25 protein-coding genes and 1 pseudogene are annotated in these 24,049 nt (G+C 74.2%); 12 read left to right on the top strand and 14 right to left on the bottom strand.

All coding sequences use genetic code 11. The features are described from left to right. Positions 1-228: 228 nt before the first annotated feature. Positions 229-1,212, bottom strand: a complete 984-nt coding sequence (locus ABD323_RS20830) for a VldE C-terminal domain-containing protein (RefSeq protein ID WP_344443300.1) — start codon at positions 1,210-1,212, stop codon at positions 229-231. Positions 1,213-1,443: 231 nt separating this feature from the next. Between ABD323_RS20830 and dapE the strand changes: the two genes are divergently transcribed. Further along, positions 1,444-2,523, top strand: a complete 1,080-nt coding sequence (gene dapE, locus ABD323_RS20825) for a succinyl-diaminopimelate desuccinylase (protein WP_344443299.1) — start codon at positions 1,444-1,446, stop codon at positions 2,521-2,523. Positions 2,524-2,793: 270 nt separating this feature from the next. Further along, a complete protein-coding gene (locus tag ABD323_RS20820) occupies positions 2,794-3,639 on the top strand; it encodes an LOG family protein (RefSeq protein WP_344443298.1) in 846 nt (281 codons plus the stop codon). Between the two features lie 208 nt (positions 3,640-3,847). Here ABD323_RS20820 and folP read toward each other — a convergent pair whose 3' ends face one another. Beyond that, the gene (folP, locus tag ABD323_RS20815; protein WP_344443319.1) at positions 3,848-4,660 is read right to left on the bottom strand and encodes a dihydropteroate synthase; all 813 of its coding nucleotides are present in this window, start codon (positions 4,658-4,660) and stop codon (positions 3,848-3,850) included. A gap of 234 nt (positions 4,661-4,894) precedes the next feature. Between folP and ABD323_RS20810 the strand changes: the two genes are divergently transcribed. Both ABD323_RS20810 and ABD323_RS20805 read left to right on the top strand, forming a co-directional pair. After that, the gene (locus tag ABD323_RS20810) at positions 4,895-5,341 is read left to right on the top strand and encodes a DivIVA domain-containing protein (protein WP_344443297.1); all 447 of its coding nucleotides are present in this window, start codon (positions 4,895-4,897) and stop codon (positions 5,339-5,341) included. Further along, on the top strand, positions 5,338-5,946 hold the full coding sequence (locus tag ABD323_RS20805) for a DNA-3-methyladenine glycosylase I (RefSeq protein ID WP_344443295.1): 609 nt from the start codon (positions 5,338-5,340) through the stop codon (positions 5,944-5,946). Before ABD323_RS20810 ends, ABD323_RS20805 begins: the two co-directional genes overlap by 4 nt. A gap of 55 nt (positions 5,947-6,001) precedes the next feature. Here the strand turns inward: ABD323_RS20805 and ABD323_RS20800 are convergent, their stop codons facing one another. Continuing rightward, positions 6,002-6,802, bottom strand: coding sequence for an enoyl-CoA hydratase-related protein (locus ABD323_RS20800; RefSeq protein ID WP_344443294.1), 801 nt, complete (start codon positions 6,800-6,802; stop codon positions 6,002-6,004). Between the two features lie 388 nt (positions 6,803-7,190). Between ABD323_RS20800 and ABD323_RS20795 the strand changes: the two genes are divergently transcribed. Next, a complete protein-coding gene (locus ABD323_RS20795) occupies positions 7,191-7,358 on the top strand; it encodes a DUF3117 domain-containing protein (RefSeq protein ID WP_344443293.1) in 168 nt (55 codons plus the stop codon). 169 nt (positions 7,359-7,527) lie between these two features. Here the strand turns inward: ABD323_RS20795 and ABD323_RS20790 are convergent, their stop codons facing one another. Beyond that, positions 7,528-8,160, bottom strand: coding sequence for an O-methyltransferase (locus ABD323_RS20790; protein ID WP_425556089.1), 633 nt, complete (start codon positions 8,158-8,160; stop codon positions 7,528-7,530). A gap of 324 nt (positions 8,161-8,484) precedes the next feature. Between ABD323_RS20790 and sigE the strand changes: the two genes are divergently transcribed. From sigE to ABD323_RS20770, 4 genes are all read left to right on the top strand, one after another. After that, positions 8,485-9,216, top strand: a complete 732-nt coding sequence (sigE, locus tag ABD323_RS20785; protein ID WP_425556088.1) for an RNA polymerase sigma factor SigE — start codon at positions 8,485-8,487, stop codon at positions 9,214-9,216. Beyond that, complete coding sequence (locus ABD323_RS20780) at positions 9,213-10,157, top strand: zf-HC2 domain-containing protein (protein WP_344443291.1); 945 nt, start codon at positions 9,213-9,215, stop codon at positions 10,155-10,157. Before sigE ends, ABD323_RS20780 begins: the two co-directional genes overlap by 4 nt. Before the next feature lie 201 nt (positions 10,158-10,358). Continuing rightward, positions 10,359-10,802, top strand: coding sequence for a sec-independent translocase (locus ABD323_RS20775; RefSeq protein ID WP_344443290.1), 444 nt, complete (start codon positions 10,359-10,361; stop codon positions 10,800-10,802). Between the two features lie 167 nt (positions 10,803-10,969). After that, positions 10,970-11,701, top strand: a complete 732-nt coding sequence (locus tag ABD323_RS20770) for a hypothetical protein (RefSeq protein ID WP_344443289.1) — start codon at positions 10,970-10,972, stop codon at positions 11,699-11,701. 94 nt (positions 11,702-11,795) lie between these two features. Here the strand turns inward: ABD323_RS20770 and ABD323_RS20765 are convergent, their stop codons facing one another. The 3 genes from ABD323_RS20765 to ABD323_RS20755 form a co-directional block, all read right to left on the bottom strand. Beyond that, positions 11,796-12,956, bottom strand: a complete 1,161-nt coding sequence (locus ABD323_RS20765) for an Mrp/NBP35 family ATP-binding protein (RefSeq protein ID WP_344443288.1) — start codon at positions 12,954-12,956, stop codon at positions 11,796-11,798. 108 nt (positions 12,957-13,064) lie between these two features. After that, positions 13,065-13,610, bottom strand: a complete 546-nt coding sequence (locus tag ABD323_RS20760) for a DUF1003 domain-containing protein (protein ID WP_344443317.1) — start codon at positions 13,608-13,610, stop codon at positions 13,065-13,067. An 85-nt stretch (positions 13,611-13,695) separates the two neighbouring features. Beyond that, a complete protein-coding gene (locus ABD323_RS20755) occupies positions 13,696-14,997 on the bottom strand; it encodes a magnesium transporter MgtE N-terminal domain-containing protein (RefSeq protein ID WP_344443287.1) in 1,302 nt (433 codons plus the stop codon). Between the two features lie 115 nt (positions 14,998-15,112). Here ABD323_RS20755 and ABD323_RS20750 point away from each other — a divergent pair, with 115 nt between their 5' ends. Further along, positions 15,113-15,658 carry a hypothetical protein gene (locus ABD323_RS20750; protein WP_344443286.1) on the top strand — a complete coding sequence of 182 codons (546 nt, stop codon included), beginning with the start codon at positions 15,113-15,115 and terminating at the stop codon, positions 15,656-15,658. Between the two features lie 121 nt (positions 15,659-15,779). Beyond that, positions 15,780-16,748, top strand: coding sequence for a DMT family transporter (locus ABD323_RS20745; protein WP_425556086.1), 969 nt, complete (start codon positions 15,780-15,782; stop codon positions 16,746-16,748). Positions 16,749-16,820: 72 nt separating this feature from the next. Here ABD323_RS20745 and ABD323_RS20740 read toward each other — a convergent pair whose 3' ends face one another. Continuing rightward, the gene (locus ABD323_RS20740; RefSeq protein ID WP_344443285.1) at positions 16,821-17,963 is read right to left on the bottom strand and encodes a magnesium and cobalt transport protein CorA; all 1,143 of its coding nucleotides are present in this window, start codon (positions 17,961-17,963) and stop codon (positions 16,821-16,823) included. Positions 17,964-18,066: 103 nt separating this feature from the next. On the opposite strand from ABD323_RS20740, the gene ABD323_RS20735 reads away from it, so the two are divergent. Then, complete coding sequence (locus ABD323_RS20735; RefSeq protein WP_344443284.1) at positions 18,067-18,711, top strand: suppressor of fused domain protein; 645 nt, start codon at positions 18,067-18,069, stop codon at positions 18,709-18,711. Positions 18,712-18,727: 16 nt separating this feature from the next. Here the strand turns inward: ABD323_RS20735 and ABD323_RS20730 are convergent, their stop codons facing one another. From ABD323_RS20730 to ABD323_RS20705, 6 genes and pseudogenes are all read right to left on the bottom strand, one after another. Next, complete coding sequence (locus ABD323_RS20730) at positions 18,728-19,342, bottom strand: MarC family protein (RefSeq protein WP_344443283.1); 615 nt, start codon at positions 19,340-19,342, stop codon at positions 18,728-18,730. A gap of 213 nt (positions 19,343-19,555) precedes the next feature. After that, positions 19,556-20,416, bottom strand: a complete 861-nt coding sequence (locus ABD323_RS20725) for a PHP domain-containing protein (RefSeq protein ID WP_344443282.1) — start codon at positions 20,414-20,416, stop codon at positions 19,556-19,558. Positions 20,417-20,487: 71 nt separating this feature from the next. Further along, positions 20,488-21,126 (bottom strand): DUF6758 family protein, encoded by a 639-nt coding sequence (locus ABD323_RS20720; RefSeq protein ID WP_344443281.1) that lies wholly within the window; start codon positions 21,124-21,126, stop codon positions 20,488-20,490. 248 nt (positions 21,127-21,374) lie between these two features. Then, entirely contained in the window at positions 21,375-21,521 is a 147-nt protein-coding gene (locus ABD323_RS20715) for a hypothetical protein (protein ID WP_344443280.1), read from the bottom strand. A gap of 316 nt (positions 21,522-21,837) precedes the next feature. After that, positions 21,838-22,737: an alpha/beta fold hydrolase gene (locus ABD323_RS20710; protein WP_344443279.1), complete on the bottom strand. Its 900-nt coding sequence runs from the start codon at positions 22,735-22,737 to the stop codon at positions 21,838-21,840. Positions 22,738-22,954: 217 nt separating this feature from the next. Then, positions 22,955-24,049, bottom strand: a pseudogene (locus ABD323_RS20705) (hypothetical protein); the annotation flags it as partial.

Raw genomic sequence — 24,049 nt, 5'->3', positions numbered from 1 at the left:
TCGCATGATCCTTTTTCTGACATTCGGGACAAATCGACCGTCGGTGAAGGGATTGAAGAAACGTCACTTCTCAAGGGGGCACGAGTCCGGTGGACCGGGCCCGAGGAGCCGGCCGGTGGAGCGGCCGTCACCCCTCCATCGGGACGACCGCGTCCACTCGGCGTGCTCGCGTTCACTCGTCAGGACGGCGTACGGGCGATCGTTCGTCAACCGTCATTGACGGTTGCCTCAGTGCTTGGCGGCGGGCATGCCCAGGGTCACCAGCACGCGGTCCGTCGCGGTCGCGTCGGCCTGCGGCTTCCAGCCGTCCGCGGAGTGCTCGACCCGCCAGGACTTCCCGTCGTAGAACACCGCGCCGATGCCGAGCTCCTGCGCGTGCGCCACCGCCCACTGGGCCACCGCCCAGCCGCTCTGCCGCTGGGCGTCGGCCCCCGACTCGGTGCCGGCGGACGGGTCCGGGACGAGCGCCAGCGCGCCGGTGCCGGCCGCCTTGGCGTCCGTCGAGCCGCCGGTGGCCGCGGTGGTGGTCACCGCGCGCCCGAACTCGCGGCGCACCCGGTCGGTCACCTGCTGCGCGGCGCCCGCCGCACCGCCGGCCGGTGAGGCGGCCGCGGCCGGCGAGGGGCCGCTCGTGCCGGTACCGGCGCCGGTGGTCGCGTCGGCCGCGGCCGGCGTGGCGAGCTGGTGCACCGTGCAGCTGAACGAGGCCGGGGTGTGCCCGGTCAGTGCGGAGGCCAGCTGGGAGGCCCGCAGCTCGTGCTTGGCGTAGGCGCCGGGGTAGCCGCTCTTCTGCACGTCCTGCGCGGCCTCGGTGAGCGGCAGCCGGGCGTAGCCGTTCACCTTCACCAGGGCGTCGAGGAACTTGTTGGTGGCGTAGACCGGGTCCTGGATCTGCTGCGCGGTCCCCCACCCCTGCGAGGGGCGCTGCTGGAAGAGGCCGACCGAGTCGCGGTCGCCGCCGCCCAGGTTGTGCAGCTTGGACTCCTGCAGCCCGGTGGCCAGGGCGATGGTCAGGGCGCGCTCCGGCAGGCCGCGGGCGATGGTGACGGCCGCGATGGTGGCCGCGTTCGAGCCCTGCTCGAGGTCCATCGTCACCGGCTTGCCGCCGACCGGCGTGACCTCGCAGCCCTCGGCCGTCTCGACCGCCTGGTGGCGGTTCCACAGCACCACGCCGGCCACCACCGCCGCGATCAGCAGCAGCGACGTCAGCACCCAGCGCAACGGCCTCCGCCGCCGGCGACCGGGGGCCGCTTCCTCCTCGTACGCCACCGTGGCCCCTCTCACCTCGCGTTGTGTCCGCTCACCGTACTCACTCACCTCCCGCTCGGACGACTGTGCGGTCCTCCCCGGTTGCATCCCAGGTCGCGACAGGTGCCCGGCCCCCGCCAGCCGGCCCGGCGACCCCCGCCGGACGACCCGGGGGCACCGCTACGCTTGGCCGCCATGAGCAACCAGGACAGCCTGCCGCCCGTTCTCGACCTCTCCCTGGACGGCGGCGCGCTCACCGCGCGGCTGGTCGACATCCCCTCGGTGAGCGGGGACGAGAAGCTGCTCGCGGACGCGGTGGAGGCGGCGCTGCGCGCACTCCCGCACCTGACCGTCGACCGGTACGGCAACAACGTGGTGGCCCGCACCCACCTCGGCCGGGCCGAGCGGGTGCTGATCGCCGGCCACCTGGACACCGTGCCGATCGCCGACAACCTGCCCTCCCGGGTCGAGGGCGACCTGCTGTACGGCTGCGGCACCTCCGACATGAAGGCGGGCGTGGCCGTGCAGCTGCGCCTGGCCGCCACGCTGCCCGCGCCCAACCGCGACCTCACCTTCGTCTTCTACGACTGCGAGGAGGTGGCGGCCTCCCGCAACGGCCTGGGCCACCTGGCCGCCCAGCACCCCGAGTGGCTGGCGGCCGACTTCGCCGTGCTGATGGAGCCCAGCGAGGCGAGGGTCGAGGGCGGCTGCCAGGGCACCCTGCGGGTGCGGGTCACGCTCTCCGGCACCCGCGCGCACTCCGCGCGCAGCTGGCTGGGCGACAACGCCATCCACCACGCCGCCGAGGTGCTCGGGCGGCTCGCCGCCTACCGGCCGCGCCGGGTGGAGATCGACGGACTGGAGTACCGCGAGGGCCTCAACGCGGTGGACATCAGCGGTGGCGTGGCCGGCAACGTGATCCCGGACGAGTGCGTGGTGACCGTCAACTTCCGCTACGCGCCCGACCGCAGCGAGGCCGAGGCCGAGGCGCACGTGCGCGAGGTGTTCAGCGGCTTCGCGCTGGAGGTGACCGACTCCGCCCCCGGCGCGTTGCCCGGGCTCGCCCAACCGGCCGCCCGCGCCTTCCTGGCCGCCACCGGCGGCGAGGCCCGCGCCAAGTACGGCTGGACGGACGTGGCGCGGTTCAGCGCGCTCGGCGTGCCCGCCGTCAACTACGGCCCCGGCGACCCGAACCTGGCGCACAAGCGCGAGGAACACTGCTCGCTCAGCGCGATCGCCGAGTGCGAGCGGCGGCTGACCGACTGGCTCTGCTAGGGACCGGACGGGCCCTGGTCGCCCGCTCGCCTCCGGGCGCTCGTGATCCGGTGTCGACACTCCTCGCTCCGGCGCTCCCTCCTTCGTCGGTCGCTTGTTGCTCTCCCTCCTTGCCCGCCAGCGGGCAGGAGGGGCCCTTCTTTCGACACCGGCGCGCCCTTCGGCTCGGGACGGGTAGTCGCTCGCTGGGGCGAGTGGGTCACCTGGTGTCCACCCGGCGTCCGCCCGCCGTTGCCCGTGATCGGCCCACGGCGGGCGTAGAGTTTCGTCATGACAGGGACATCAGCGCAGGACGGTGCAGGCGAGCGGCACTTCGGTCACGGGCCGGAGCTGGTGGAGACACCCGAGCCCGGCTCGGAGCCGGCGAAGAAGGCATGGCCGGAGAAGCAGAAGGGCCCGGTGCTGCTGCGCCGCGAGCAGGTCGGCACCGGCACCACGGACCAGCGGCTGCTGGACACCACCGGCCCCACCGACTGGCTGCACACCGACCCCTGGCGGGTCTGGCGGATCACCTCGGAGTTCGTCGAGGGCTTCGGCGCGCTCGCCGAACTCCCCACGGCCGTCAGCGTGTTCGGCTCGGCGCGGACGCCCGTCGACTCGCCGGAGTACGCGGCGGGGGTGGCGATCGGCCGGGCCCTGGCGGAGGCCGGCTACGCGGTGATCACCGGTGGCGGCCCGGGGGCGATGGAGGCCGCCAACCGCGGCGCCTCGGACGCGGGCGGGCTCAGCGTCGGCCTCGGCATCGAACTCCCCTTTGAGCAGGGGCTGAACGAGTTCGTCGACCTCGGTCTGAACTTCCGCTACTTCTTCGTGCGCAAGACGATGTTCGTGAAGTACGCGCAGGGCTTCGTGGTGCTGCCCGGCGGCCTGGGCACGCTGGACGAGCTCTTCGAGGCGCTGACCCTCGTGCAGACCAAGAAGGTCACCCGCTTCCCGGTCATCCTCTTCGGCAGCGCCTACTGGAGCGGCCTGGTGGCCTGGCTGCGGGACACCCTGGTCGCCCAGGGCAAGGCGTCGCCGGCCGACCTCGAACTCTTCCACGTCACCGACGAGATCGACGAGGTGCTGAAGATCCTGGCCGACAGCCGCCGCCCCAGCAACGGCACCGCGGTCTGAGGACCACGACACCAGCGGCCACCACCAACGCCCCGGCCGCTCTGACGCCCACCCCGGCCGCTCTGACGCCCACCCCGACCAATCCCGCCCCGAGCCGCAGGGCGCGCCGGTGTCGAAAGCGAGGAGCGACAAGCGACCGACGAAGGAGGGAGCGCCGGAGCGACGACCGTCGACACCGGGTCAGAGCGCCCGGAGGCGAGCGGGCGAACTACTGCAGCCCCCGGCGGGCCACCGCCGGGGGACGGGTGCCGCGGATCGAGGCGACCATGTCCAGCACCTGCCGCGTCTCGGCCACCTGGTGGACCCGGTAGATCCGGGCGCCCAGCCAGGCCGACACGGCGGTGGTGGCCAGCGTGCCCAAGAGCCGCTCGTCCACCGGCATGTCGAGGGTCTCGCCGACGAAGTCCTTGTTGGAGAGCGAGACCAGCACCGGGAACCCGGTGGCGGTCATCTCCGGCAGCCGCCGGGTGGCCTCCAGCGAGTGCCGGGTGTTCTTGCCGAAGTCGTGCCCGGGGTCGATGATCAGCGCGTCCCGGCGCACCCCGAGGGCCACGGCCCGCTCGGCCAGGCCCACCGTGACGTCCAGGATGTCGGCCATCACGTCGTCGTAGCCGATCCGGTGCGGGCGGGTGCGCGGTTCGACCCGCCCGGCGTGGGTGCAGACCAGGCCGACGTCGTGGCGTGCGGCCACCGCGGCCAGTTCGGGGTCGGCGCCGCCCCAGGCGTCGTTGAGCAGGTCCGCGCCGACCTCGCAGACCGCCTCGCCGACCTCGTGCCGCCAGGTGTCCACGCTGATCACGGCGTCGGGGTGGCGCCGGCGCAGCTCGGCCACGAACGGCACCGTGCGGCGCAGCTCCTCCTCGACCGTCACCTCCTCACCGGGACCGGCCTTGACCCCGCCGATGTCCAGGATCGCCGCGCCCTGGGCCATCGCGCGGTCGGCCGCCGCGAAGGCGGCGTCGTCGGCGAAGGTGGCGCCGCGGTCGAAGAACGAATCCGGGGTGCGGTTGACGATGGCCATGATGACCAGTTCGTCCGCGCCGAACTCACGCGGTCCCAGACGTAGTGCCACCCTCGCTCCTCACAGCTCTCCTCGGCTCCGTACGGCTCCGCTGAGCCGCTGTCGCCGACCGGTAACGCAGGTCTCTCAGGTATCGATCCAGGGGTGCCCTGGTGCGATGATGGGGCCCCGGCCTTCCCAGGGAATCCATGATCCCTCACGCGGCCGGATACTCACGCGTCGGGAGGACAGCTCGTGTTCTGGGTGATCGTGGTGGCGATGGCCGTAGTGGTCGGCGGTGCCGCGCTGGTGGCACTGGGCGGCGGCGGTTCGCTGCCGGAGGCCGTGCACGACCGGATCGCGGCGCGGCTGCCGCAGGAGCGGCCGCTGAACCGCCACGACGTGGACGGGATCCGGCTGCCGATGGCGGTGCGCGGCTACCGGATGGACGAGGTGGACGACGTGCTGGACCGGCTCGGCGCCGAGCTCGCCTACCGCGACTCGCGGATCGCCGAGCTGGAGGCCGCGGTGGCGGGGCAGGACGGCGACGTGCAGGACGCCGTGCCGGGGGAGCGGGCGGCCGGTTCCGAGCCGCTGCCGGGCCTGGAGGACTTCGCCGCGATCGTGGAGAGCGGCGGCAAGACGGTCGGCGCGTCCGCGCCGGCCACCTCCCCGGGCGCGGCGGAGCAGGGCGAGTCGTGACCGCCGCGCAGGCGCTGCAGCCCGGCCCCGACGGCCTGCTGCGCTGCCCCTGGGGCGAGTCGGCCGACGACTACCGGCGCTACCACGACGCGGAGTGGGGCCGGCCGGTGCACGGCGAGGACCCGCTCTTCGAGCGGATCTCCCTGGAGGCCTTCCAGTCCGGTCTCTCCTGGATCACCATCCTGCGCCGCCGGGAGGGCTTCCGGGCGGCCTTCGCCGGCTTCCGGATCGCCGAGGTGGCCGCCTTCACCCCGAAGGACGCCGAGCGGCTGCTGCAGGACGCCGGGATCATCCGCAACCGGCTGAAGATCGAGGCGACGATCGCCAACGCGCGCGCCGCCCAGGAGCTGGACGGCGGCCTGGACGCGCTGATCTGGCAGTTCGCCGCCGAGCCGGGGCGTCCGGCGCCGCGCACCCTCGACGAGGTGCCGGCCGTCACCGCGGAGTCGACGGCGCTGGCCAAGGAGCTCAAGCGCAACGGCTTCCGGTTCGTCGGCCCGACCACGGCGTACGCGCTGATGCAGGCCTGTGGCCTGGTCAACGACCACCTGGCGGACTGCCACGCCCGCGCGCTGGGCCCGGTGCCGGACGCCCTCGCCAGCTGACGGCCCGCCGGGGCGGCCCGACCGGGTCGGGGCCCGGTCCGGCCGCCCGCGCGCCTCAGCGCCCCACGTAGTTCGGCTGCTCCTTGGCGAGGAAGGCGCGCACCGCGATCCGGTGGTCCTCGCTGGCGCCGGCCAGCGTCTGCAGCTCGTCCTCCTTCTCCAGCGTCTCGCTGAGCGAGTGCGAGGCGCCGAAGTCCAGCGCGGCCTTGATCGCTCCGTAGGCGACGGTCGGACCGTTCGCCAGGCGCATGGCGAACTCGCGGGCGGTGGAGGCGAGTTCGGCGGCCGGCACGACCCGGGTGGCGAGCCCGAGGGTGGCCGCCTCGGCGGCCTTGACGGTCCGCGGGAACATCAGCAGCTCGGTGGCCCGGGCGTGTCCGACCAGCCGGGGCAGCGTCCACGACGCGCCCGAGTCCGCGGTGAGTGCGACGCCCGCGAAGGACGTGTTGAAACCGGCCGTCTCGGCCACGATCCGGAAGTCGCAGGCGAAGGCCAGCGAGGCGCCGGCGCCGGCCGCCACCCCGCCCACCGCGGCCACCGTCGGCTTGCGCATCCCGGCCAGCGCCCGCACCAGCGGGTTGTAGTGCTCGGCCACGGTCTTCAGCGGCGGCTCGCCGGTCTCCTCGGCCCGCTTCAGCAGTCCCAGGTGCTCCTTGAGGTCCTGGCCCACGCAGAAGGCCTTGTCGCCCGCTCCGGTGAGCAGCACGGCCCGCACGGCCGGGTCGCCGGCCGCGGCGATGACGGCGTCGCGCAGGGCCACCTTGGTGGGCACGTCCAGCGCGTTCATCGCGTCCGGGCGGTTGATCGTCAGGACGGCCAGGGGGCCGTCGAGCTCGTACAGGACGGAGTCGGACATGGGGTGAGGGCTCCCAACCGTTCGGTAACATCGCGGACCTGAGCCAGCATGCCGGAGCGCGGCGGCCGGCGGGAGTGTGAGGTAGCGCACCTTTGCCGCGGCGGGCCGCCGACCGGGCCCGGGGCCGTCGCCGCCGTGCCGGGCGGCGGCAGGGTACCGGGCCGGGGCAGGCGTGGGGCGGCATCTGATGGAGTTTCGCCCGGTCGAGTGATGGGGCATCTGAGACGGAATCAGCCGTTCTGTGCCGGTGCGGCCGCTGGTGCCCAGAGAGTGACGTTGGTCATCGGGGCGCCGAATGCGGGATAATGGCTTCCGATCAATGCGTTCGATACCGGCGGTGGACGGACTGCTGGTACGTAGCTGAGCGGTTGCAGGAAGGGGAACGAGCATGGCGGCCATGAAGCCGCGGACGGGTGACGGCCCGCTCGAGGTCACCAAAGAGGGGCGGGGCATCATCATGCGAGTTCCGCTCGAAGGCGGCGGGCGCCTGGTGGTGGAGCTCACTCCGGACGAGGCAAGCGCCCTGGGTGACGCTCTGAAGCAGGCCTGCGGCTGACTCCAGCGTGAGCTTCGCGTCCTGCGGGGCGCGACCGCGGGGCCCGGGGCCCGACCGGTACCACACCGGCCGGACCCCGGGCCCCGCTGTTCCCGTTTCCGGCCGCCCACGGCCGGCCCGGGCCGGTCGGCAGGCCGCGGCTCGCCCGGGGCGAACCGGGCCGAGACATCTACCGCTTGACCGCGCAGAGCAGCCCGTCGCTCACCGGGAGCAGCACGGGCAGCAGCCGGGTGCTCTCGCGCACCTCCTGCACCAGCTCGCGCACCGCCCGGGTGCGCGGGTCGTCCAGACCGGGGTCGGTGAGCCGGCCCTGCTGGAAGACCCCCTCGAAGCAGACCACCCCGCCCGGGCGCAGCAGGCGCAACGATTCTGCTAGGTAGGACATGGACTCGGCGGGGTCGCCGTCGCAGAAGACCAGGTCGTACTGGCCGTCGGCGAGCCGCGGCAGCACGTCGAGCGCCCGTCCCGGTATGAGCCGGGCCCGGTTCACCGCGAAGCCGCCCGCGAGGTACGCCTCGCGGGCGAACTCCTGGCGGATCGGCTCCGGGTCGACGGTGGTCAGGATCCCGTCCGTGCGCATGCCGCGCAGCAGGTAGAGGCCGGAGACGCCGGTGCCGGTGCCGATCTCGGCCACCGCCTTGGCGCCCACCGCGGCCGCCAGCAGCCGCAGGCAGGCCCCACCGCTGGGCCCGATCGCCTGCACCCCGGTGCGGGCCGCCTGGGACCGGGCGTAGGTCAGCACAGCGTCCTCGCCGACGTAGGTGTCGGCGAGCGTCGAAGCCGCGGGCCCGAAGTCGATGATGCTGGTCCTGGGGGGTCTGCCGCTGCGTGGCCGCCGGCGGGTGGCTGGATGTCGATATTTCCCAGCGACAGATTACTGGCCGGGCGGGAACCGTGTACGGCGGCGGGCCGTTGGTTCCGGTGAGAGTCCGCAGGAGGGTCCGGGCGGCGGCGCGGTTCGGCCGCCGGTGGATGAGCACACTTTTATCCAGAACTGACGGGTGAGGTGGATATGGTGGTGGCCCTGCTGGGCAGAAGAGCCAACCGAGGAGGTGTGGCCGAGGGCGACGTCCCTGTGCGGCGGCACTTCCGCGGCACCTCGTCGGCCCGTACGCCGAAGCCCGTGATGAACCAGTCTGCGCACTCCCCCCTGGACCAGTCGACCGACGGCACCGCCGCCGAGCCCTCGGCGCCCGTCGCGCTCGCGACCTTCACCGAGGGGCCTGACGCGCAGGGCTGGACGCCCCCCAGCTGGGAGGAGATCGTCGAGGCGCACAGCGCCCGGGTCTACCGCCTGGCCTACCGCCTGACGGGCAATCAGCACGACGCCGAGGACCTCACGCAGGAGGTCTTCGTTCGGGTCTTCCGCTCGCTCTCCACCTACACCCCCGGCACCTTCGAGGGCTGGCTGCACCGGATCACCACCAACCTCTTCCTGGACATGGTCCGCCGCCGTCAGCGGATCCGCTTCGACGCGCTGGCCGAGGACGCCGCCGAGCGTCTGCCCAGCCGCGAGCCCAGCCCGGCGCAGGCCTTCAGCGACACCCACTTCGACGCCGACGTCCAGCAGGCGCTGGACACCCTGGCGCCCGAGTTCCGCGCCGCCGTGGTGCTCTGCGACATCGAGGGCCTCAGCTACGAGGAGATCGCCGCCACGCTGGGCGTCAAGCTCGGCACCGTGCGCAGTCGGATCCACCGCGGCCGCTCGCACCTGCGGGCCGCGCTCAAGCACCGCGCCCCGGGCGCCGCTCCCGGGCGGGTGCGGCGCGGCGGCTCGGAGCAGCTGGAGCCGGTGGCCGCGGGCGCGGTCGCCGGTGAGCCGGGTACGCCGGGTGGGAGCGGGCGGAGGCGATCGTGAGCGCTGCAGGCCGGTCCGGCGCCCGGCGCCCGGCGCCCGCCGAGGCGCAGCAGGAGAGCACCCGTCAGGAGGTACCCGTGCTGCGGCCGATCGCGGTGCGCGCGAGCCCTTCGTCCGCGGCGGCCGAGGAGCACCATCTCGGTGAGCGGCTGACCGCCTACCTGGACGGCGAACTCGGCCACGACGCGCGCGAGCGGGTCCAGGCGCACCTGGCGACCTGTCCGCAGTGCCTGGCCGAGGCCGACGACGGCCGGGCGGTCAAGCAGGCCCTCGCCCGGACCCAGGCCCCCGGCCCCTCCGGGCTGCTGATGTCACGGCTGCTCGCGGTCGCGGCCCTGCCCGACGACGAGCCCCCGCCGGGCCCCGGCGCCCGCGCGCCCGCGCAGCCGACCGCGCCGCCCGCCCCGACCCTCGGCGGCAGCAGGCTGACCGGTGGTTCCTTCGGCCGCGGCAGCGGCAGCGGCAGCGCGTTCGGCGCCGGTGCGCTGGGCGCCGACACCCCGCTGCCGGGCGTCGACCCGCGGGCCGGCCGCGGACCGGACCTGCGGCTGTGGACGGGCCGGCGCGGCTCGGCCCGCTCGGTGGTCAGCACCGAGCGGCCGGCGGTCGTGCTGCCGATCTCGCGACCCGGTGCCCCGCGCGGCCGGCGGCTGGTCTTCGCGGCGGCCGGCGCGTTCTCGGTGGCCGAGGTGGCGCTGGGCGGCTTCGGCAGCCTGGGCCTGGCCTCGGTGGCCGGTGACAGCCCGCTGGACGACCAGCACGGCAGCGCGGTCAACCCGCAGGTGCCCGGCGTGCGCCCGGTCAGCCAGCTGAACGCGCCGCTCACGGTGGACTTCCCCGGCCACGCGCCGGGCGGTCACCCGTACGACCTGCTGCGCCCCGCCCCCTCGACCCAGGCGATCGACCCGGTGGTGCACGGCGGGCGTCCGCTGTTCCCGTGACCCGTCATCCGGGGTCCCGGTGATCCGGGCCCCGGGGCTTCCGCTCCCGGTGGCCTGCCGTAGGCCCGGCGTTCGGCCACCAGTTGGTCTTTACCACGGTTTCGTTCCCCCGTGGACCACGGACCCGCTGGTGGCCATTACGCTGTAGGGACCGGTGTCGCGGGCCGAACCGGGTTCGTCCTCCAGCAGCTGGGAGCTTCCGTGTTCTTCGACATAGGCCCACTCGAAATGATCACCCTGGTCATCATGGCGATCGTGATCTTCGGGCCGGACAAGCTCCCCAAGCTGATCCAGGACACCATGGGCTTCATCCGCAAGGTGCGCACCTTCGCGGACAGCGCCAAGGAGGACATCCGCAGCGAGCTGGGTCCCGAGTTCAAGGACTTCGACTTCGAGGACCTCAACCCGAAGACCTTCGTGCGCAAGAACCTGATCGGCGGCGAGTCCGACCCGCTGGGCCTGGGGGAGCTGCGCGAGGGGCTGAACCTCAAGTCGATGCTGGACGACAAGGCGCCGGTGGGCACCACCAAGGCCGCGGCGAACGCCGCCGCGGGTGCGGGCGCGGTCAACATGGTCAAGCCCGTCTCGACCGGCGAACCGCTGGCCGCCGGCGAGCGCCCGCCCTACGACCTCGACGCCACCTGAGGCCCACGTGGGCGGCCCGCCCAGCCGCCTGATGCCCACCCGGCCCGCCCGACGACACGCCGCCCGCGACACCACGACACCCCGCCCGGCCACCCGCTGGGCGGGGTGCCGCCGTTCTGCGCCGCTATTGTGCTGAGTGCCCGACAGAGTGCTGAGGAGGCCCTGGAATGGACGCGACGAGCAGTCGTGCGGTGGGACCGGCCCGGACGGCAGGACCGGCGGACGCGACCGGACCGGCCGCCACCGCCACCGCGACGGCCGCGGAGGTGCCCGGCCGGCGGACGGCCGCGCCGGCGGACCCGCTCGCGCCGTACCTGGAGGCCGACTTCCCCTGGTACGGCCTGGACGAGGGGTGGACCGGCCGGCGCTGGCTGCTGCAGGCCGGCGCCGGCGGCCACCGGCCCGGTCAGCCCCGCACCATCGACTACGGCTCGGTGGGCCACGGCGACGAGCCGCCGCGCCAGCACGAGACCCCGTCCGCGCGCCGCTTCGCCGTGGTCGTCACGGTGGCCCGCCGCCCCGGGCGGCGCAGCGCCGACGGCACCGGCATGCTGGAGGCCACCTCCGCCTCCTCGGCGGCCTGGCTGGCCGGCTCCGGCCTGCTGGCGGCCACCTGGCCCGGCCAGCTGGACCGCGGCCGCCGCCAGGACTGGCTGGACCAGCAGACCGCCATCGCCTGGGACCTCGCCGACGACCTCGCCGGCCCCGGCTGGTCCCCGCTCACCCTGCCGGTCAACGGCCTGCCGCACCCCTTCCGCTACCGCGAGTCCGAGTACGGCTGGGTCCTGGCGGGCGAGGCCCCCGGCGTCCTGCTCGGCGCCTACGGCCGCAGCGTCAGCGCCTACGGCATCGGCTTCGCCGGCATCCCCGACCTCGCCGCGTACACCCCCCACCCCTAGCCACCCCGGCCCCACCCCACGAGCACGCCGAAGGGCGCCCCCGAACCCCGGGAGCGCCCTTCGCGGTGTGGGCCCTACAGGCCTGCCGGCCCGGTCAGAACTTGTTCTTCGGGGTCAGGCCCAGGGAGAGGCCGGAGAGGCCGCGCTGGCGGCCGCCGAGCTTGCCGGCGACGGCGCGCAGGGCGGCGCCGGCGGGGGAGTCGGGGGCGGCCAGGACGACCGGGGTGCCGTCGTCGCCGCCCTCGCGCAGGCGGACGTCGATGGGGATGTTGCCGAGGACCGGGACGTTGGCGCCGGTGGCCCGGGTCAGCGCGTCGGCCACGGTCTGGCCGCCGCCGGTGCCGAAGACGTCGACCAGCTCGTCGCAGTGCGGGCACGGCATGCCGGACATGTTCTCGATCACGCCGACGATCTTCTGGTGGGTCTGCAGGGCGATCGTGCCGGCCCGCTCGGCCACCTCGGCGGCGGCCATCTGCGGGGTGGTGACGATCAGGATCTCGGCGTTGGGGACCAGCTGGGCCACCGAGATGGCGATGTCGCCGGTGCCGGGCGGCAGGTCGAGCAGCAGCACGTCCAGGTCGCCCCAGTAGACGTCGGCCAGGAACTGCTGCAGCGCGCGGTGCAGCATCGGGCCGCGCCAGACCACGGGGGCGTTGCCGGGGGTGAACATGCCGATCGAGATGACCTTCACGCCGTGCGAGGACGGCGGCATGATCATGTCCTGGACCTGGGTGGGCCGGCCCTCGACGCCCAGCATCCGCGGCACGCTGTGGCCGTAGATGTCGGCGTCGACCACGGCGACCTTCAGGCCGTCGGCGGCCATCGCGGCGGCCAGGTTGACGGTCACCGAGGACTTGCCGACACCGCCCTTGCCGGAGGCGACCGCGTAGACGCGGGTCAGCGTGCCGGGCTTGGCGAACGGGATCTCCCGCTCGGGGGCGCCGCCGCGCAGCAGCTGGGAGAGCTCCTTGCGCTGCTCGTCGCTCATCACGTCGAGCTCGACCTCGACGGCGGTGACGCCCGCGACACGCCCGACCGCGGTCTGCACGCGCTCGGTGATCGTCTCGCGCATCGGGCAGCCGGAGACGGTCAGGAAGACGGCGACCCGTACGGTGCCGTCGTCCGAGATCTCCACCGATTTCACCATGCCGAGCTCGGTGATCGGACGGTTGATCTCCGGATCCTGCACGGTGGACAGCGCCTCGCGCACGGATTCCTCCGTCACGCCGGTCGCCACCTCTGTCTCATTGGCCATGCCTTGATGGTACGGCGCGGCGGTGCGGCGGTTGACTCGCCGGTAGCGTGCCGCGGGTCACAGCTCGGCCTCCGCGGCGGGCCGGACGGGCACTGCGGCCCGGCCGGCTCAGACGACCTCGGAGGCGTCCCGGCGTTCGTCCATCTCCTTGAGCAGGCTCTGCAGTTCGGAGCGGATGAAGTCGCGGGTGGCGACCTCGCCCAGTCCCTGGCGCAGGGCGGCGACCTCGCGGGTCAGGTACTCGGTGTCGGCGATGTTGCGCTCGCCACGGGCCCGGTCCTGCTCCATGTTGACGCGGTCGCGGTCGTCCTGGCGGTTCTGCGCGAGCAGGATCAGCGGCGCCGCGTAGGAGGCCTGCAGCGAGAGCACCAGGGTGAGGAAGATGAACGGGTAGGCGTCGAAGCGCCAGTCGCTCGGCAGCAGGGTGTTCCAGCCCACCCAGACCACCACCACCACGGTCATCCAGACGATGAACCGCCCGGTGCCCAGGAACCGGGCGACCCGTTCGGAGAGCTTGCCGAAGGCCTCCGGGTCGTAGGCGGGCAGCGCGAAGAGCGCCGGGCGGCCGGTGCGCGGCTGGTCCAGCCGGGAACGGCCGCCGGAGCTCAGCTGGGCCTCGCTGCGCTGGCCCCGGTTGCCCTCGCGGGCCCGCAGCTCGCGCAGCTGGCGCAGTTCGCGCAGCTCGCCCTGAATGCGTTGGCGCGGGGCGTCGTCGCGTCCGTCGCGGCGGTTCTTGCGGTCACCGTCCACCGGTCACCTCGCTCTCGGGCTCGTGCTCCAGGGGGTCGTTGTCGCCGTGCAGGGACGCCTCGCGCCAGTCCTCCGGCAGCAGGTGGTCCAGGACGTCGTCGACGGTGACGGCGCCCAGCAGGTGGTCGGCCTCGTCCACGACGGGGGCGGCGACCATGTTGTAGGTCGCCAGGTAGCTGGTGACCAGCGAGAGCGGGGTGTCCGGCGGCAGCGGGTCGAGGTCGCCGTCGACGATCGAGCCGACCAGCGTGTACGGCGGCTCGCGCAGCAGCCGCTGGAAGTGCACCGTCCCCAGGTAGATGCCGGTGGGGGTCTCGCTGGGCGGGCGGCAGACGTAGACCTGGGCGGCCAGCGCCGGCTTGTGGTCGGAGACCCGCACCCGGGCCAGCGCCTCGGCCACCGTGGCGTCCGGCTCCAGCACGATCGGCTCGGTGGTCATCAGACCGCCGGCGGTGTCCTCCTGGTAGGTGAGCAGGCGGCGCACCGGCGCGGCCTCCTCGGGCTCCATCAGCTGGAGCAGGCGCTCGGCCTCCTCGCCGGGCAGCTCGGAGAGCAGGTCGGCGGCGTCGTCCGGGTCCATCGCCTCCAGCACGTCGGCGGCGCGCTCGTCCTGCAGCTTGCCGATGATCTCGACCTGGTCGTCCTCGGGCAGCTCCTCCAGGACGTCGGCCAGCCGCTCGTCGTCCAGGGCGGCGGCCACCTCGGCGCGGCGCTTGGCCGACAGGTGGTGCATCACGTTGGCCAGGTCGGCCGGGCGCAACTGCTCGAAGGTGGCCAGCAGGTTGGCCGCGCCCTGGCCCTCCTCGGTGAGGGTGAAGCCGGTGACCGCGGACCAGTCGAGGGTGACCGCCTCGCCCTTGTTCTTGCGCAGCCGGCTGGTCTTGCCGCGCTGGACGAAGACCTTGCTGATCTCCCACTCGCGCAGCCGGGTCTGCACCATCGCCACGTCGAGGACGGTGACCTCCTCGGCGGCGGCGGTCTCGGTCACCCGGCGGTCCAGCAGCTCGGCCAGCACCAGGGTCTCGGTCGGCCGCTGCTCGAAGCGGCGCATGTTGATCACACCGGTGGTCAGCACCTGGCCGGACTCCAGGCTGGTCACCCGGGTCATCGGCAGGAAGATCCGGCGCCGCCCGACCACCTCGACCACCAGGCCGAGCACCCGGGGCGGGCGACCGCCGATGCGCAGCGAGACCACCACGTCGCGGACCCGTCCGACCTGGTCCCCGTTGGGGTCGAAGACGGCGATCCCGGCGAGATGGGAGATGAAGACCCGGCTACCGGCCCCTGCCATGGACTTCCCTTCGGTTCGTCGTCGGGGGAAAGGTTATCGAAGTGCGCAAGTCCCAGCCTGCCGGGATCGGCGGCTGTCGCTCTGGGACCGCTCCGTGCCCCGTACGCTGTCCGCCATGGACGGTACGACCGCAACTGCTGACGACTTCCTCGACCGGGCGCTGCTGGAGGAGTCGGTGAAGAAGTCCGGGCTGCTCTGGGTGCGCGCCGAGGGGCAGGACGAGGGCCGCCCGCTCTGGCACGCCTGGCACGACGGCGCGGTGGTGGTGGTCGGCGACGGCGCGGAGCAGCCGCTGCACGGACTGACGGCGGGGGCCGGCGCCGCGGTGACCGTGCGCAGCAAGGACAAGTGGGGCCGGCTGGTGGCCTTCGCCGCCGAGGTCAGCGTGCTCGAGCCGCACGGCGAAGCGTGGACGGGCGCGGTCGAGGAGCTCAGGGGCAAGCGGCTGAACGCGCCCGACACCGACTCCATGGTCGACCGCTGGGCGCGCGAGTGCCGGGTGCTGCGGCTGGCGCCGGTCGGCGGGACGAGCGAGCGGCCGGGCGCGATGCCCGAGGTCTCGCACGCCGCCGCGCCGATGCCGAGCACGGCCACCACCCGGCAGCCGATCCCGGCGGGGTTGCCGAAGCTGGTGCTGGGACGGCTGCGGCGCAGGGGCTGAACGGCCCCCGCACCGCGCCGGCCGCAGGGCCCGGGCGGTCCGCGATGCGGGCGACAGTGCCGTCAGGGTGGAATGGGCCTTACCTTGGTACCGCCCTGCCCCTTTTGCCCCGAGGAGAGCCGTGCCCGCCGCCCGGCCCGACACCGCCGTCCCCGCCGACCACCCCGTCCCCGCCGCCGCCCCTGCGCCCGCCACCACCGCGCCCGCCGCCGGTGCGGTGCCGCAGCACCTGCCGAAGGCCGACCTGCTGCTGCTCGCGGTCTCCATCGCGGGCATCTCGCTCTCCGCGCCGCTGATCAAGGCCACCGCCGCCCCGGCGCTGGCCATCGCCTGCTGGCGCAACTTCATGTCGGTCGGGGTGCTGGGCCCTTACGCGCTGCTGCGCCACCGTGCCGAGCTGCGCGGCATCGGCCGGCGCGCGCTGCTGCTGGCGGTCGCCGCCGGGGTGCTGCTCGCGGTGCACTTCGCGCTCTGGATGCCCAGCCTGCGGATGACCTCGGTGGCCTCCGCGACGGCCCTGGTGACCACCACACCGCTGTGGACCATCCTGCTGATGCGCCTGGGCGGGATCCGGCCGCCACGGCTGGTCTGGGCGGGCATGTGCGTGGCCTTCGCGGGCGTCCTGGTGCTGACCGGGGTGGACCTGACCCTCTCCCCGCGCGCGCTGGTCGGCGACGGCCTGGCGCTCGGCGCCGGACTCGCCGCGGCCGGCTACATGCTGCTGGGCGCCGAGGTGCGGCGGACCGTCAGCACCACCGCCTACACGCTCATCTGCTACGGCACCACCTCGCTGGTGCTGCTGGCGCTCTGCCTGGGGAGCGGCGTGCGGATGACCGGCTGGTCGGCCGGGGTCTGGGGGCAGATCGCGCTGCTGATGGTGGCCGCCCAGCTGCTCGGCCACTCGCTGAGCAACCGGGTGGTGCGCACCCTGGGGCCCTCGGTCACCTCGACGGCGATCCTGCTGGAGACCCCGGGGGCGGCGTTGATCGCGGCCGTCTGGCTGGGCCAGCTGCCGCCGGTGGCGGCCTACCCGGCGGTGGCGGTGATCATGCTGGGCCTGGGTCTGGTGCTCCGCGGCGGGCGCCGCTGACCGGGCGCCGCCGACCGCGTCCGGTCGGCTGGTCGCCGCCGGACGGGCGGGCCCCCGCGGGGGCCCGCCCGGTCAGAGCCAGCCGTTGCGGCGAAAGCCCCGGTACATCCCTATGCAGATCGCGGTCACGGCTCCCAGCACCACGAAGTAGCCGTACTTGTAGTGCAGTTCCGGCATGTTCTCGAAGTTCATGCCGTAGATGCCGGTGATCATCGTGGGCACCGCGAAGATCGCGGCCCAGGCGGTGATCTTGCGCATGTCCTCGTTCTGGGCGACCGAGACCTGGGCCAGATTGGCCTGCAGCAGCGAGTTGAGCAGCTCGTCGAAGCCGTGCACCTGCTCGGTGACCCGGGCCAGGTGGTCGGCGACGTCCCGGAAGTACTTCTGCACCTCGGGGTCGATCAGCCGGGCCGACACGGGTTCGGAGAGCTGCTGCATGGGCCGCAGCAGCGGGGCCACCGCCCGCTTGAACTCCAGTACCTCGCGCTTGAGTTGGTAGACCCGGCCGGCATCGGCGCCGGGACCGCCGAGCGGTGAGAAGACGTCGAACTCGATGTCGTCCACGTCGGTCTGCAGCCGGTCGGCCACCAGCAGGTAGTCGTCCACCACCTGGTCGGCGATGGCGTGCAGGACGGCGGCGGGCCCCTTGGCGAGCAGGCCGGTGCCGTCCGCGTCGCTCTCCAGGTGGCGGCGCAGGCCGCGCAGCGAGCCGTGCTCGCCGTGCCGGACGGTGATCACGAAGTCCGGGCCGGCGAAGACCATCAGCTCGCCGGTGTCGACCACCTCGCTGGTCGGGGTGAGCCGGTCGTGCTCGACGTAGCGGATGGTCTTGAAGACCGCGAAGAGCACGTCGTCGTAGCGCTCGACCTTGGGGCGCTGGTGCGCGTGCACCGCGTCCTCGACCGCCAGGGGGTGCAGGGCGAAGCGCTGGGCGATGCCCTCGAACTCCTCCTCGGTCGGCTCGTGCAGCCCTATCCAGCTGAACGAACCGGGGTGTTCGCGGGACTCGCGGTGGTCCTTCTGCTTCGCCTCGCGCACCCGGCGGGCGGCCTCGCGCGGGGAGCAGCTCTCACCGTGGCGCTGCCCGTCCTGGTAGACCGCGCAGTCCACCACGGACGAGGGCGACTCCGCGCCGAGACCGGCGGTGGGGCCGGTCGCCTCGGGGCGGCGGCGGTTCGAACGGACCGCGGCCCGCAGGTTGTTGATCATCGACATCACGGAACCTCGGCCTCTGCTCGACTGCCCACCCTAACAGCAGGTCAGAACGGGGGTCAGGGTCGCGGTGGCGCGCGGACCGGGCGGCGGTACGCTCGGCCGCATGGCCCACGACTTCCCGCTCTTCGGTGACCCCTCCCAGCCGCACGGCCCGCTGGGCCCGAGCCGTTCGGACGTGCTGAGCGCGGTCGAGGCCCGGCTGATCACCACCTTCGGCGAGCCCGGCGGCCGGGCGGCGGTCACCTTCCTGGGGGCCGAACGGATCGAGGTGCTGCGCTTCGGGCCGGACGCCGAGGGGCTGGTCCGCTACGCGACGCTGGGCATGGCCGCGGCCCCGATGGCCGACCCGACCTCGGCCGTCGTGGATCCGGTGCGCGGTCCGCGGGCCGAGCTGGTGCTGACGGTCCGCGGCGGGCGCGACGACGTGCTCCGCACGCTGGCGACCTTCGCCGCGACCCCGCAGGTGGAGGGCCTGGTGGTGGCGCCGGGGACCTCCCTCGACCTGGGCAGCGCGCTCTGGGAGGGCGCGCCGTTCACCTCGGTGCTGGCGGGGGAGCCGGGCGGGCTGGTCGCGGACCTGGAGCTGGATCCGCCGGCCGATCCGGTCCGCTTCCTGCCGCTGCTGCCGATGACGCCGAACGAGGCGGCCCACAAGCGGGTGCACGGCGCGGCCGCGCTGGAGGAGCTCTGGCTGCGGCAGGGCACCGACCTGCGCGATCCCGGGCGCCGGGGCGCGAGCCTCGGCTGAGGGTGCGGTCGCGCGGCTACCGGTAGTCGTGGATGAAGCCGTACACCCCGCTGGCCACCAGCTGCACGGCGATCGCCGAGAGCAGCAGGCCGGAGAGCCGGGTGATCAGCACCACGCCGCCCTCGTGGATGATCCGGATGATCACGAGCGAGAACCGCATGGTCAGCCACATCACCACGTGCATGACCACGATGGCCGTCCAGACCGCGAACTCCTCGCCGCCGGTGTCGGCCTTCTGCACCGCCAGGATCACCGCGACGATCGCGCCCGGACCGGCCAGCAGCGGGGTGCCCAGCGGCACCAGCGCGACGTTGACGTCCTTGGTCTGGGTGGGCTCCTCGATCTTGCCGGTCAGCAGGTCGAGGGCGATCAGCAGCAGCAGGATCCCGCCGGACACCTGGAGGGCCGGGATGGAGACGTGCAGGTAGTCGAGGATCTGCTGCCCGAAGAGCCCGAAGGTGGTGATCACGCCGAGCGCCACCGCCGCCGCCTGCCAGGCCATCCGGCGCTGCACCTTGGCCGCCCGGCCCGAGGTCAGCGCCAGGAAGATCGGGATGGTCCCCGGCGGGTCCATGATCACGAAGAGCGTGACGAAGAGCGACCCGAACGTTGCCGTGTCGAAGAAGCTCATGGTCCGAATTGTCCGGTCGCCCACCGCCCACCCGCATCCCGAGCACCGAGGCGAGTGAGCCGAAGGGCGTGCCGGTGTCGAAAGGGAGAAGGGTCAAGCGACCGAGGTAGGAGGGAGCGCAGCGCCCGCCGACCGTCGACGCCGGGTCAAGAGCGCCCGGAGGCGAACCGAGCCACACAAAGGCAGAGTGCCGGAGCGGACACCCGCGCCGCGCTAGCGGGAAACCACCTTCGCGCCGGTGGCCTGGTCGAGCAGTGCCTCGTACGCCTCGGGCGCGGTGGTGAAGTCGCCCAGGCCCACCGTCTTGCGCGAGCCGTGGTAGTCGCTGGAGCCGGTGGCGAACAGCCCCAGCTCGGCCGCGAAGCCGCGCAGCCGCGCCCGGGTCGGCTCGTCGTGGTCGGTGTGGTCCACCTCCAGGCCGCCCAGGCCCGCCGCCGCCAGGTCGGCGATGGTCTGCTCCGGGACGGTCCGGCCGCGCTTGGCGGCGCCCGGGTGCGCGAAGACCGGCACCCCGCCCGCGCCCCGGACCAGCCGGACGGCCTCGAACGGGTCGGTCTCGTGCTTGGGGACGTCGGCCCGTCCGCCGTTGGCCAGCCAGTCGGCGGTGAAGGCCTCCGAGACGCTGCCCACCACGCCGGCCTCGACCAGCGCGCTGGCGATGTGCGGGCGGCCCACCGAGCCCTCGCCGGCGATCCGCCGCACCTGCTCCCAGCTGATCGGCGCGCCCAGGCTCCGGCAGCGCTCGACCACCGCCTGCCCGCGCCGGAAGCGGTCGGTGCGCACCAGTGTGCGCTCCTGGGCGAAGGCCGGCTCGGTGGGGTCGAAGAGGTAGGCGAGCAGGTGCAGGCTGACGCCGTCCACCCGGCAGGAGAGCTCGGCGCCCGTCACCAGCGAGAGCCGGCTGCCCGCGGGCAGCGCCCGCACCGCGGCCGCCGCCTCCTCGTGGCCCGCGACGGTGTCGTGGTCGGTGAGCGCCACCACGTCGAGGCCCGCCGCGACCGCCGCCGCCACCAGCTCGGCCGGGCTGTCGGTACCGTCGGAGGCGTTGCTGTGGGCGTGCAGGTCGATGCGCACGGGGTGGGACTCCTGGCTGGCTGAGGTGCTGGGCTGGAGTCGCCCAGGATAGTCAGCGCGCGTTCGACCGCTCAGCCCAGCAGCCGCGGCGAGAGCGCGCCGCAGGGCAGCAGGTCCAGTTCGGCGCCGGCGTCGCGCAGGTCGGTGAGGACCAGCTCGTCGTACATCAGCAGGGCCGACTGCTCGGGCCAGGCGATCGCCCACAGCCAGAGCCCGAGCGCCTCGCCGACGAAGACCGCGCGGTCGTCCGGGGCGGAGGCGACGTGCCACATCGGGGTGGGCCGGCCGGCCGCCATCAGCTTGGTGTCCGCGGGTTTGTGCAGCGAGATGGCCTCGCCGGGGTCGGGGCCGGGCAGGCCGGCGTAGCGCGCCCCCAGGCCGACGCCGAGCTCCTCGGCGACCAGCACCAGCTCGCCGAAGCCGCCCAGCGGCGCGGGTCCGGAGCAGGCCACCGCGGTGGCCCGCGCCCCGGAGACGTCGTCGCCCGCGTGGGAGATCCCGGTGTAGAGCCAGCTGACCGGCAGCGGCCACGGCAGCCAGACCGGGACCTGCGATCGGGCCACGGCGACGCTCAGCGCCTCCACGCTCGGTGGCAGCACGGGCTGCATCGGGTGGACGGCGCCATGGTTGTCACACTGCCAGGTATCGGAGAAGAGACCGGGGGCACGCACCCGACCGGCGCACCTCGGGCAACTTGGCTCGCCCCTCATAACAGCCAACGCTCCTCCCTCCGGACCGCCGCGTCAAGGACGATCACCCGTACGGAGTGCGTCGGCGTCGCTCCCGGCGATCGGGCCGGGCGGTGGCCCCCGCTAGGGGATGTCCCGCGCGGGCCGACGGCAAACGTCGGCCGGGCGCGCTCGGCGTACGGAGGGCGCACGTTGACGCCCCGTCACCCTCGTTCCGGTGGCGGGGCGTCGGCGCGGCCGGTGGCCGCACGCAAGGGACTGCCGGTGCGTCAGACGCTCTGGCACGGGCGGATGTAGAGGCGCTCCCCGGTACGGGCCGCGTCCTCCACGAGTCGGCGTACGGTCTCCGCGTCGGCGATCAGCCGGTCGGTGGCGGAGCCCTGGTGGTCGTCCAGTCGGAGAATCTCGAAACGCATGGGTCTCTCCTTTGCTGACCTCGGTGCCTGCCGAGGCGGCGGGGTGGTGCTCGTCTGTACCGGGCGCGGTACGGCGGTCGGTGCCACGTGTCCCCTCTGCTGGTGCCGAGGTGGGCGGGAGCGCTGGGGCCCGTCCACCAGCGTGGCGGCGGGCTGGGTCCCAGCGGTTGCCCGCCTGTGAAGTCCTGGTTTCGCGTGGCGACTCTTCGGGTTCAACCGCACTGGTGGGGTCGTTCATTCCCGGTCTGAATCAAATATTACCGGAACTAACGACTTTTTCCCGGAGTGCCGCCGGGTGACCTGCCCGACAGAGGCCCTACGGGCGGACCGTGGACCAGAAGTCGGCCAGCGCGGCGGCGGTCTCCAGCGGGCGCTCGGCGTTGGGGGAGTGGCCGGCGCCGGCCACCACGACGTGGCGGGCGCCCAGCCGCTCGGCGGTGCGGGCCTGCTCCTCGACCGGCCAGGCGTAGTCCCGCACGCCCGAGACGGCCAGCTTCGGCAGGGTGTCCAGCGCCGCCAGCAGGTCGGTCCGGTCCGGCTCGCCGAGCAGGCGGTCGCCCATCGCGAGCAGCGCCTGCGGGTCGTTGGCCAGCCAGCGCCGGTGCAGGAAGTCGGCGATCTCGGGGGCGGGGACGTCCGCCGGGTCGCGGCTGCCCTCGTCCATCTGCTGCATCAGCTGCCAGATGGTCTCCAGGTCCAGCCCGCCCAGCGCGTCCATCAGCATCTTGGTGCGGGCCGCCTCGGTGGGGTCGATGGGGCCGGGGCCGGTCGAGAGCAGGGTCAGCGAGGCCCAGGGCAGCGCCTGCGCCGGCAGCGCGGTCGAGCGCGCCAGCACCGCCTCGCGGACCACGAAGCCGCCGAAGGAGTGGCCCAGCAGGTGCAGCGGGCCGCCGTCGCCCTCGGCCAGCAGCAGCTCGCTGACGGCCAGCAGGTCGCGCCCGAGCTCGGGCAGCGCGTAGGCGGCGGGGTCGGTGGGGGCGGTGCTCTCGTACTGGCCGCGCTGGTCCACGGCGACCACCCGGAAGCCGGCCTGCGCCAGCGGTTCGAGGAGGGCGATGAAGTCCTCCTTGCTGCCGGTGAAGCCGGGCACCAGCAGCGCGGTGCCGCGCGGGGCGCCCGCCGGCTCGCCGCGCAGCGCGGCGAACGTGCCGCGCGCGGTGCTCAGCCGCACGGCCGAGGCGCAGCGGGGAAGCGCGAGGAAGCGGGGGGTGCTCATCGGGGTGGGCTCCTCGGGGTCGGTGCTGGGGGTCGGTGCGGTGCGGTGCGGCGGGGCCGCCCACGAGCCTAGTGGCCTGGTCGGCGAGGGTGTGGAGCCCACGGCGGTGCCGGGCGAACCGGGAGCGGCGAACGGGTGAACAGGTGAGGGGCGGGCCGACCGCACCGGTCGACCCGCCCCTCACCGTTCACTCGTTCAGCCGTCCCACGGCACGCCGTCAGTCGGTGGCCGGGGTCTCCTCGGCCGGGCGGCGGGTCCGGGTCCGGCGGCGCGGCGCGTCGACGGCCGCGGTGGCCGCCTCGGTGCCCGCCGGGGCCTCGGTGGCCGCCGTCTTCTTGGCGGCGGTCTTCCGGGTCCGGGTGGCCTTCTTGACCGGGGCCTCGGCGGCCTCGGTCGCCTCGGCGGCGACCTGGACGGCCGGCGCCTCGACGCTCGCGGCGGCCTTCTTGGTGGTCCGCTTGGCGGCCGCCTTGCGGGGCTTGCTCACGGCCGGCGCCTCGACGGCGTCCGCCACCGGCGCCGCGGCCGCAGCCTCGGGCACGACCGTCTCGGCCACGGCGTCGGCCGCCGTGGCCTTCGCGCGGGTCCTGGCGGTCTTCTTGGCGACGGTCTTCTTGGCCGCCGTCTTCTTCGCCGCGGCCTTCTTGGCGGTGCTCTTCGCGGGGGCGGCCTCCACGGCCGGCTCCACGATCGGCTCCGCGGCCGGCACCGGCAGCACGGCCGGCTCGGTGACCGTCGCGACCAGGGTCGCCACCGCCGCCTCGCCGGTGGCCGGCACCTCGGCGGACCCGGCCGGAGCCGCGGTCTTGCGGGCGCGACGGGCCCGGGTGGCCTTCGGCGCGGGGCTGTCGCTCTCCGCGGCCGGCGCCTTCGCCTGGCTCGGCACGGTGGTCACCGTCGAGACCACGGGCACCTCGGGTGCCACGGGCGCCACCACGGCGGCCTCGACGGCCGCGGCGGCCTCGACGACCGCGGTCGCCTCGACGCTGGTCGCGCCCTCGCCCGCCGAGCCGCCACTGCGCGGCCGGCGACGGCGGCGGCGTCTTGCGCTCTCGCCCTCGACCGCCGCGGTGTGACCGCTGCCGGCCGACTCGACCGGCGCCGTGGCGGCCGTGGCCTGTCCGGCCGCGGTCGTCCCGGTGGTGGCACCGTCCACGCCCGCCACGGTCGAGCCGCCACGGGTGCGGCGACGGGCCCGCGGCGGACGCGCCGCGCGCTCCTCGGCCGGCTGCTCGGCCACCTCGGCGCCGCGCCGTCCGCCGGAACGCTCCGGCCGGTCGCCGCGCTCGGTGCGGTCGGCGCCGCCCCGGCC

Source organism: Kitasatospora nipponensis, from assembly GCF_039528135.1.
Lineage (GTDB): Bacteria > Actinomycetota > Actinomycetes > Streptomycetales > Streptomycetaceae > Kitasatospora > Kitasatospora nipponensis.
This window is presented reverse-complemented; position numbering and strand designations above follow the sequence as displayed.

Coding starts and splice junctions, on each gene's coding strand:
- folP (WP_344443319.1), bottom strand. CDS start 4,660: ATGGCCATCGTCAACCGCACCCCGGATTCGTTCTTCGACCGCGGCGCC.
- ABD323_RS20735 (WP_344443284.1), top strand. CDS start 18,067: ATGGCCCACGACTTCCCGCTCTTCGGTGACCCCTCCCAGCCGCACGGC.
- ABD323_RS20715 (WP_344443280.1), bottom strand. CDS start 21,521: ATGCGTTTCGAGATTCTCCGACTGGACGACCACCAGGGCTCCGCCACC.
- ABD323_RS20770 (WP_344443289.1), top strand. CDS start 10,970: ATGGACGCGACGAGCAGTCGTGCGGTGGGACCGGCCCGGACGGCAGGA.
- ABD323_RS20755 (WP_344443287.1), bottom strand. CDS start 14,997: ATGGCAGGGGCCGGTAGCCGGGTCTTCATCTCCCATCTCGCCGGGATC.
- ABD323_RS20740 (WP_344443285.1), bottom strand. CDS start 17,963: ATGTCGATGATCAACAACCTGCGGGCCGCGGTCCGTTCGAACCGCCGC.
- sigE (WP_425556088.1), top strand. CDS start 8,485: ATGAACCAGTCTGCGCACTCCCCCCTGGACCAGTCGACCGACGGCACC.
- dapE (WP_344443299.1), top strand. CDS start 1,444: ATGAGCAACCAGGACAGCCTGCCGCCCGTTCTCGACCTCTCCCTGGAC.
- ABD323_RS20795 (WP_344443293.1), top strand. CDS start 7,191: ATGGCGGCCATGAAGCCGCGGACGGGTGACGGCCCGCTCGAGGTCACC.
- ABD323_RS20765 (WP_344443288.1), bottom strand. CDS start 12,956: ATGGCCAATGAGACAGAGGTGGCGACCGGCGTGACGGAGGAATCCGTG.
- ABD323_RS20820 (WP_344443298.1), top strand. CDS start 2,794: ATGACAGGGACATCAGCGCAGGACGGTGCAGGCGAGCGGCACTTCGGT.
- ABD323_RS20750 (WP_344443286.1), top strand. CDS start 15,113: ATGGACGGTACGACCGCAACTGCTGACGACTTCCTCGACCGGGCGCTG.
- ABD323_RS20720 (WP_344443281.1), bottom strand. CDS start 21,126: ATGAGGGGCGAGCCAAGTTGCCCGAGGTGCGCCGGTCGGGTGCGTGCC.
- ABD323_RS20730 (WP_344443283.1), bottom strand. CDS start 19,342: ATGAGCTTCTTCGACACGGCAACGTTCGGGTCGCTCTTCGTCACGCTC.
- ABD323_RS20710 (WP_344443279.1), bottom strand. CDS start 22,737: ATGAGCACCCCCCGCTTCCTCGCGCTTCCCCGCTGCGCCTCGGCCGTG.
- ABD323_RS20800 (WP_344443294.1), bottom strand. CDS start 6,802: ATGTCCGACTCCGTCCTGTACGAGCTCGACGGCCCCCTGGCCGTCCTG.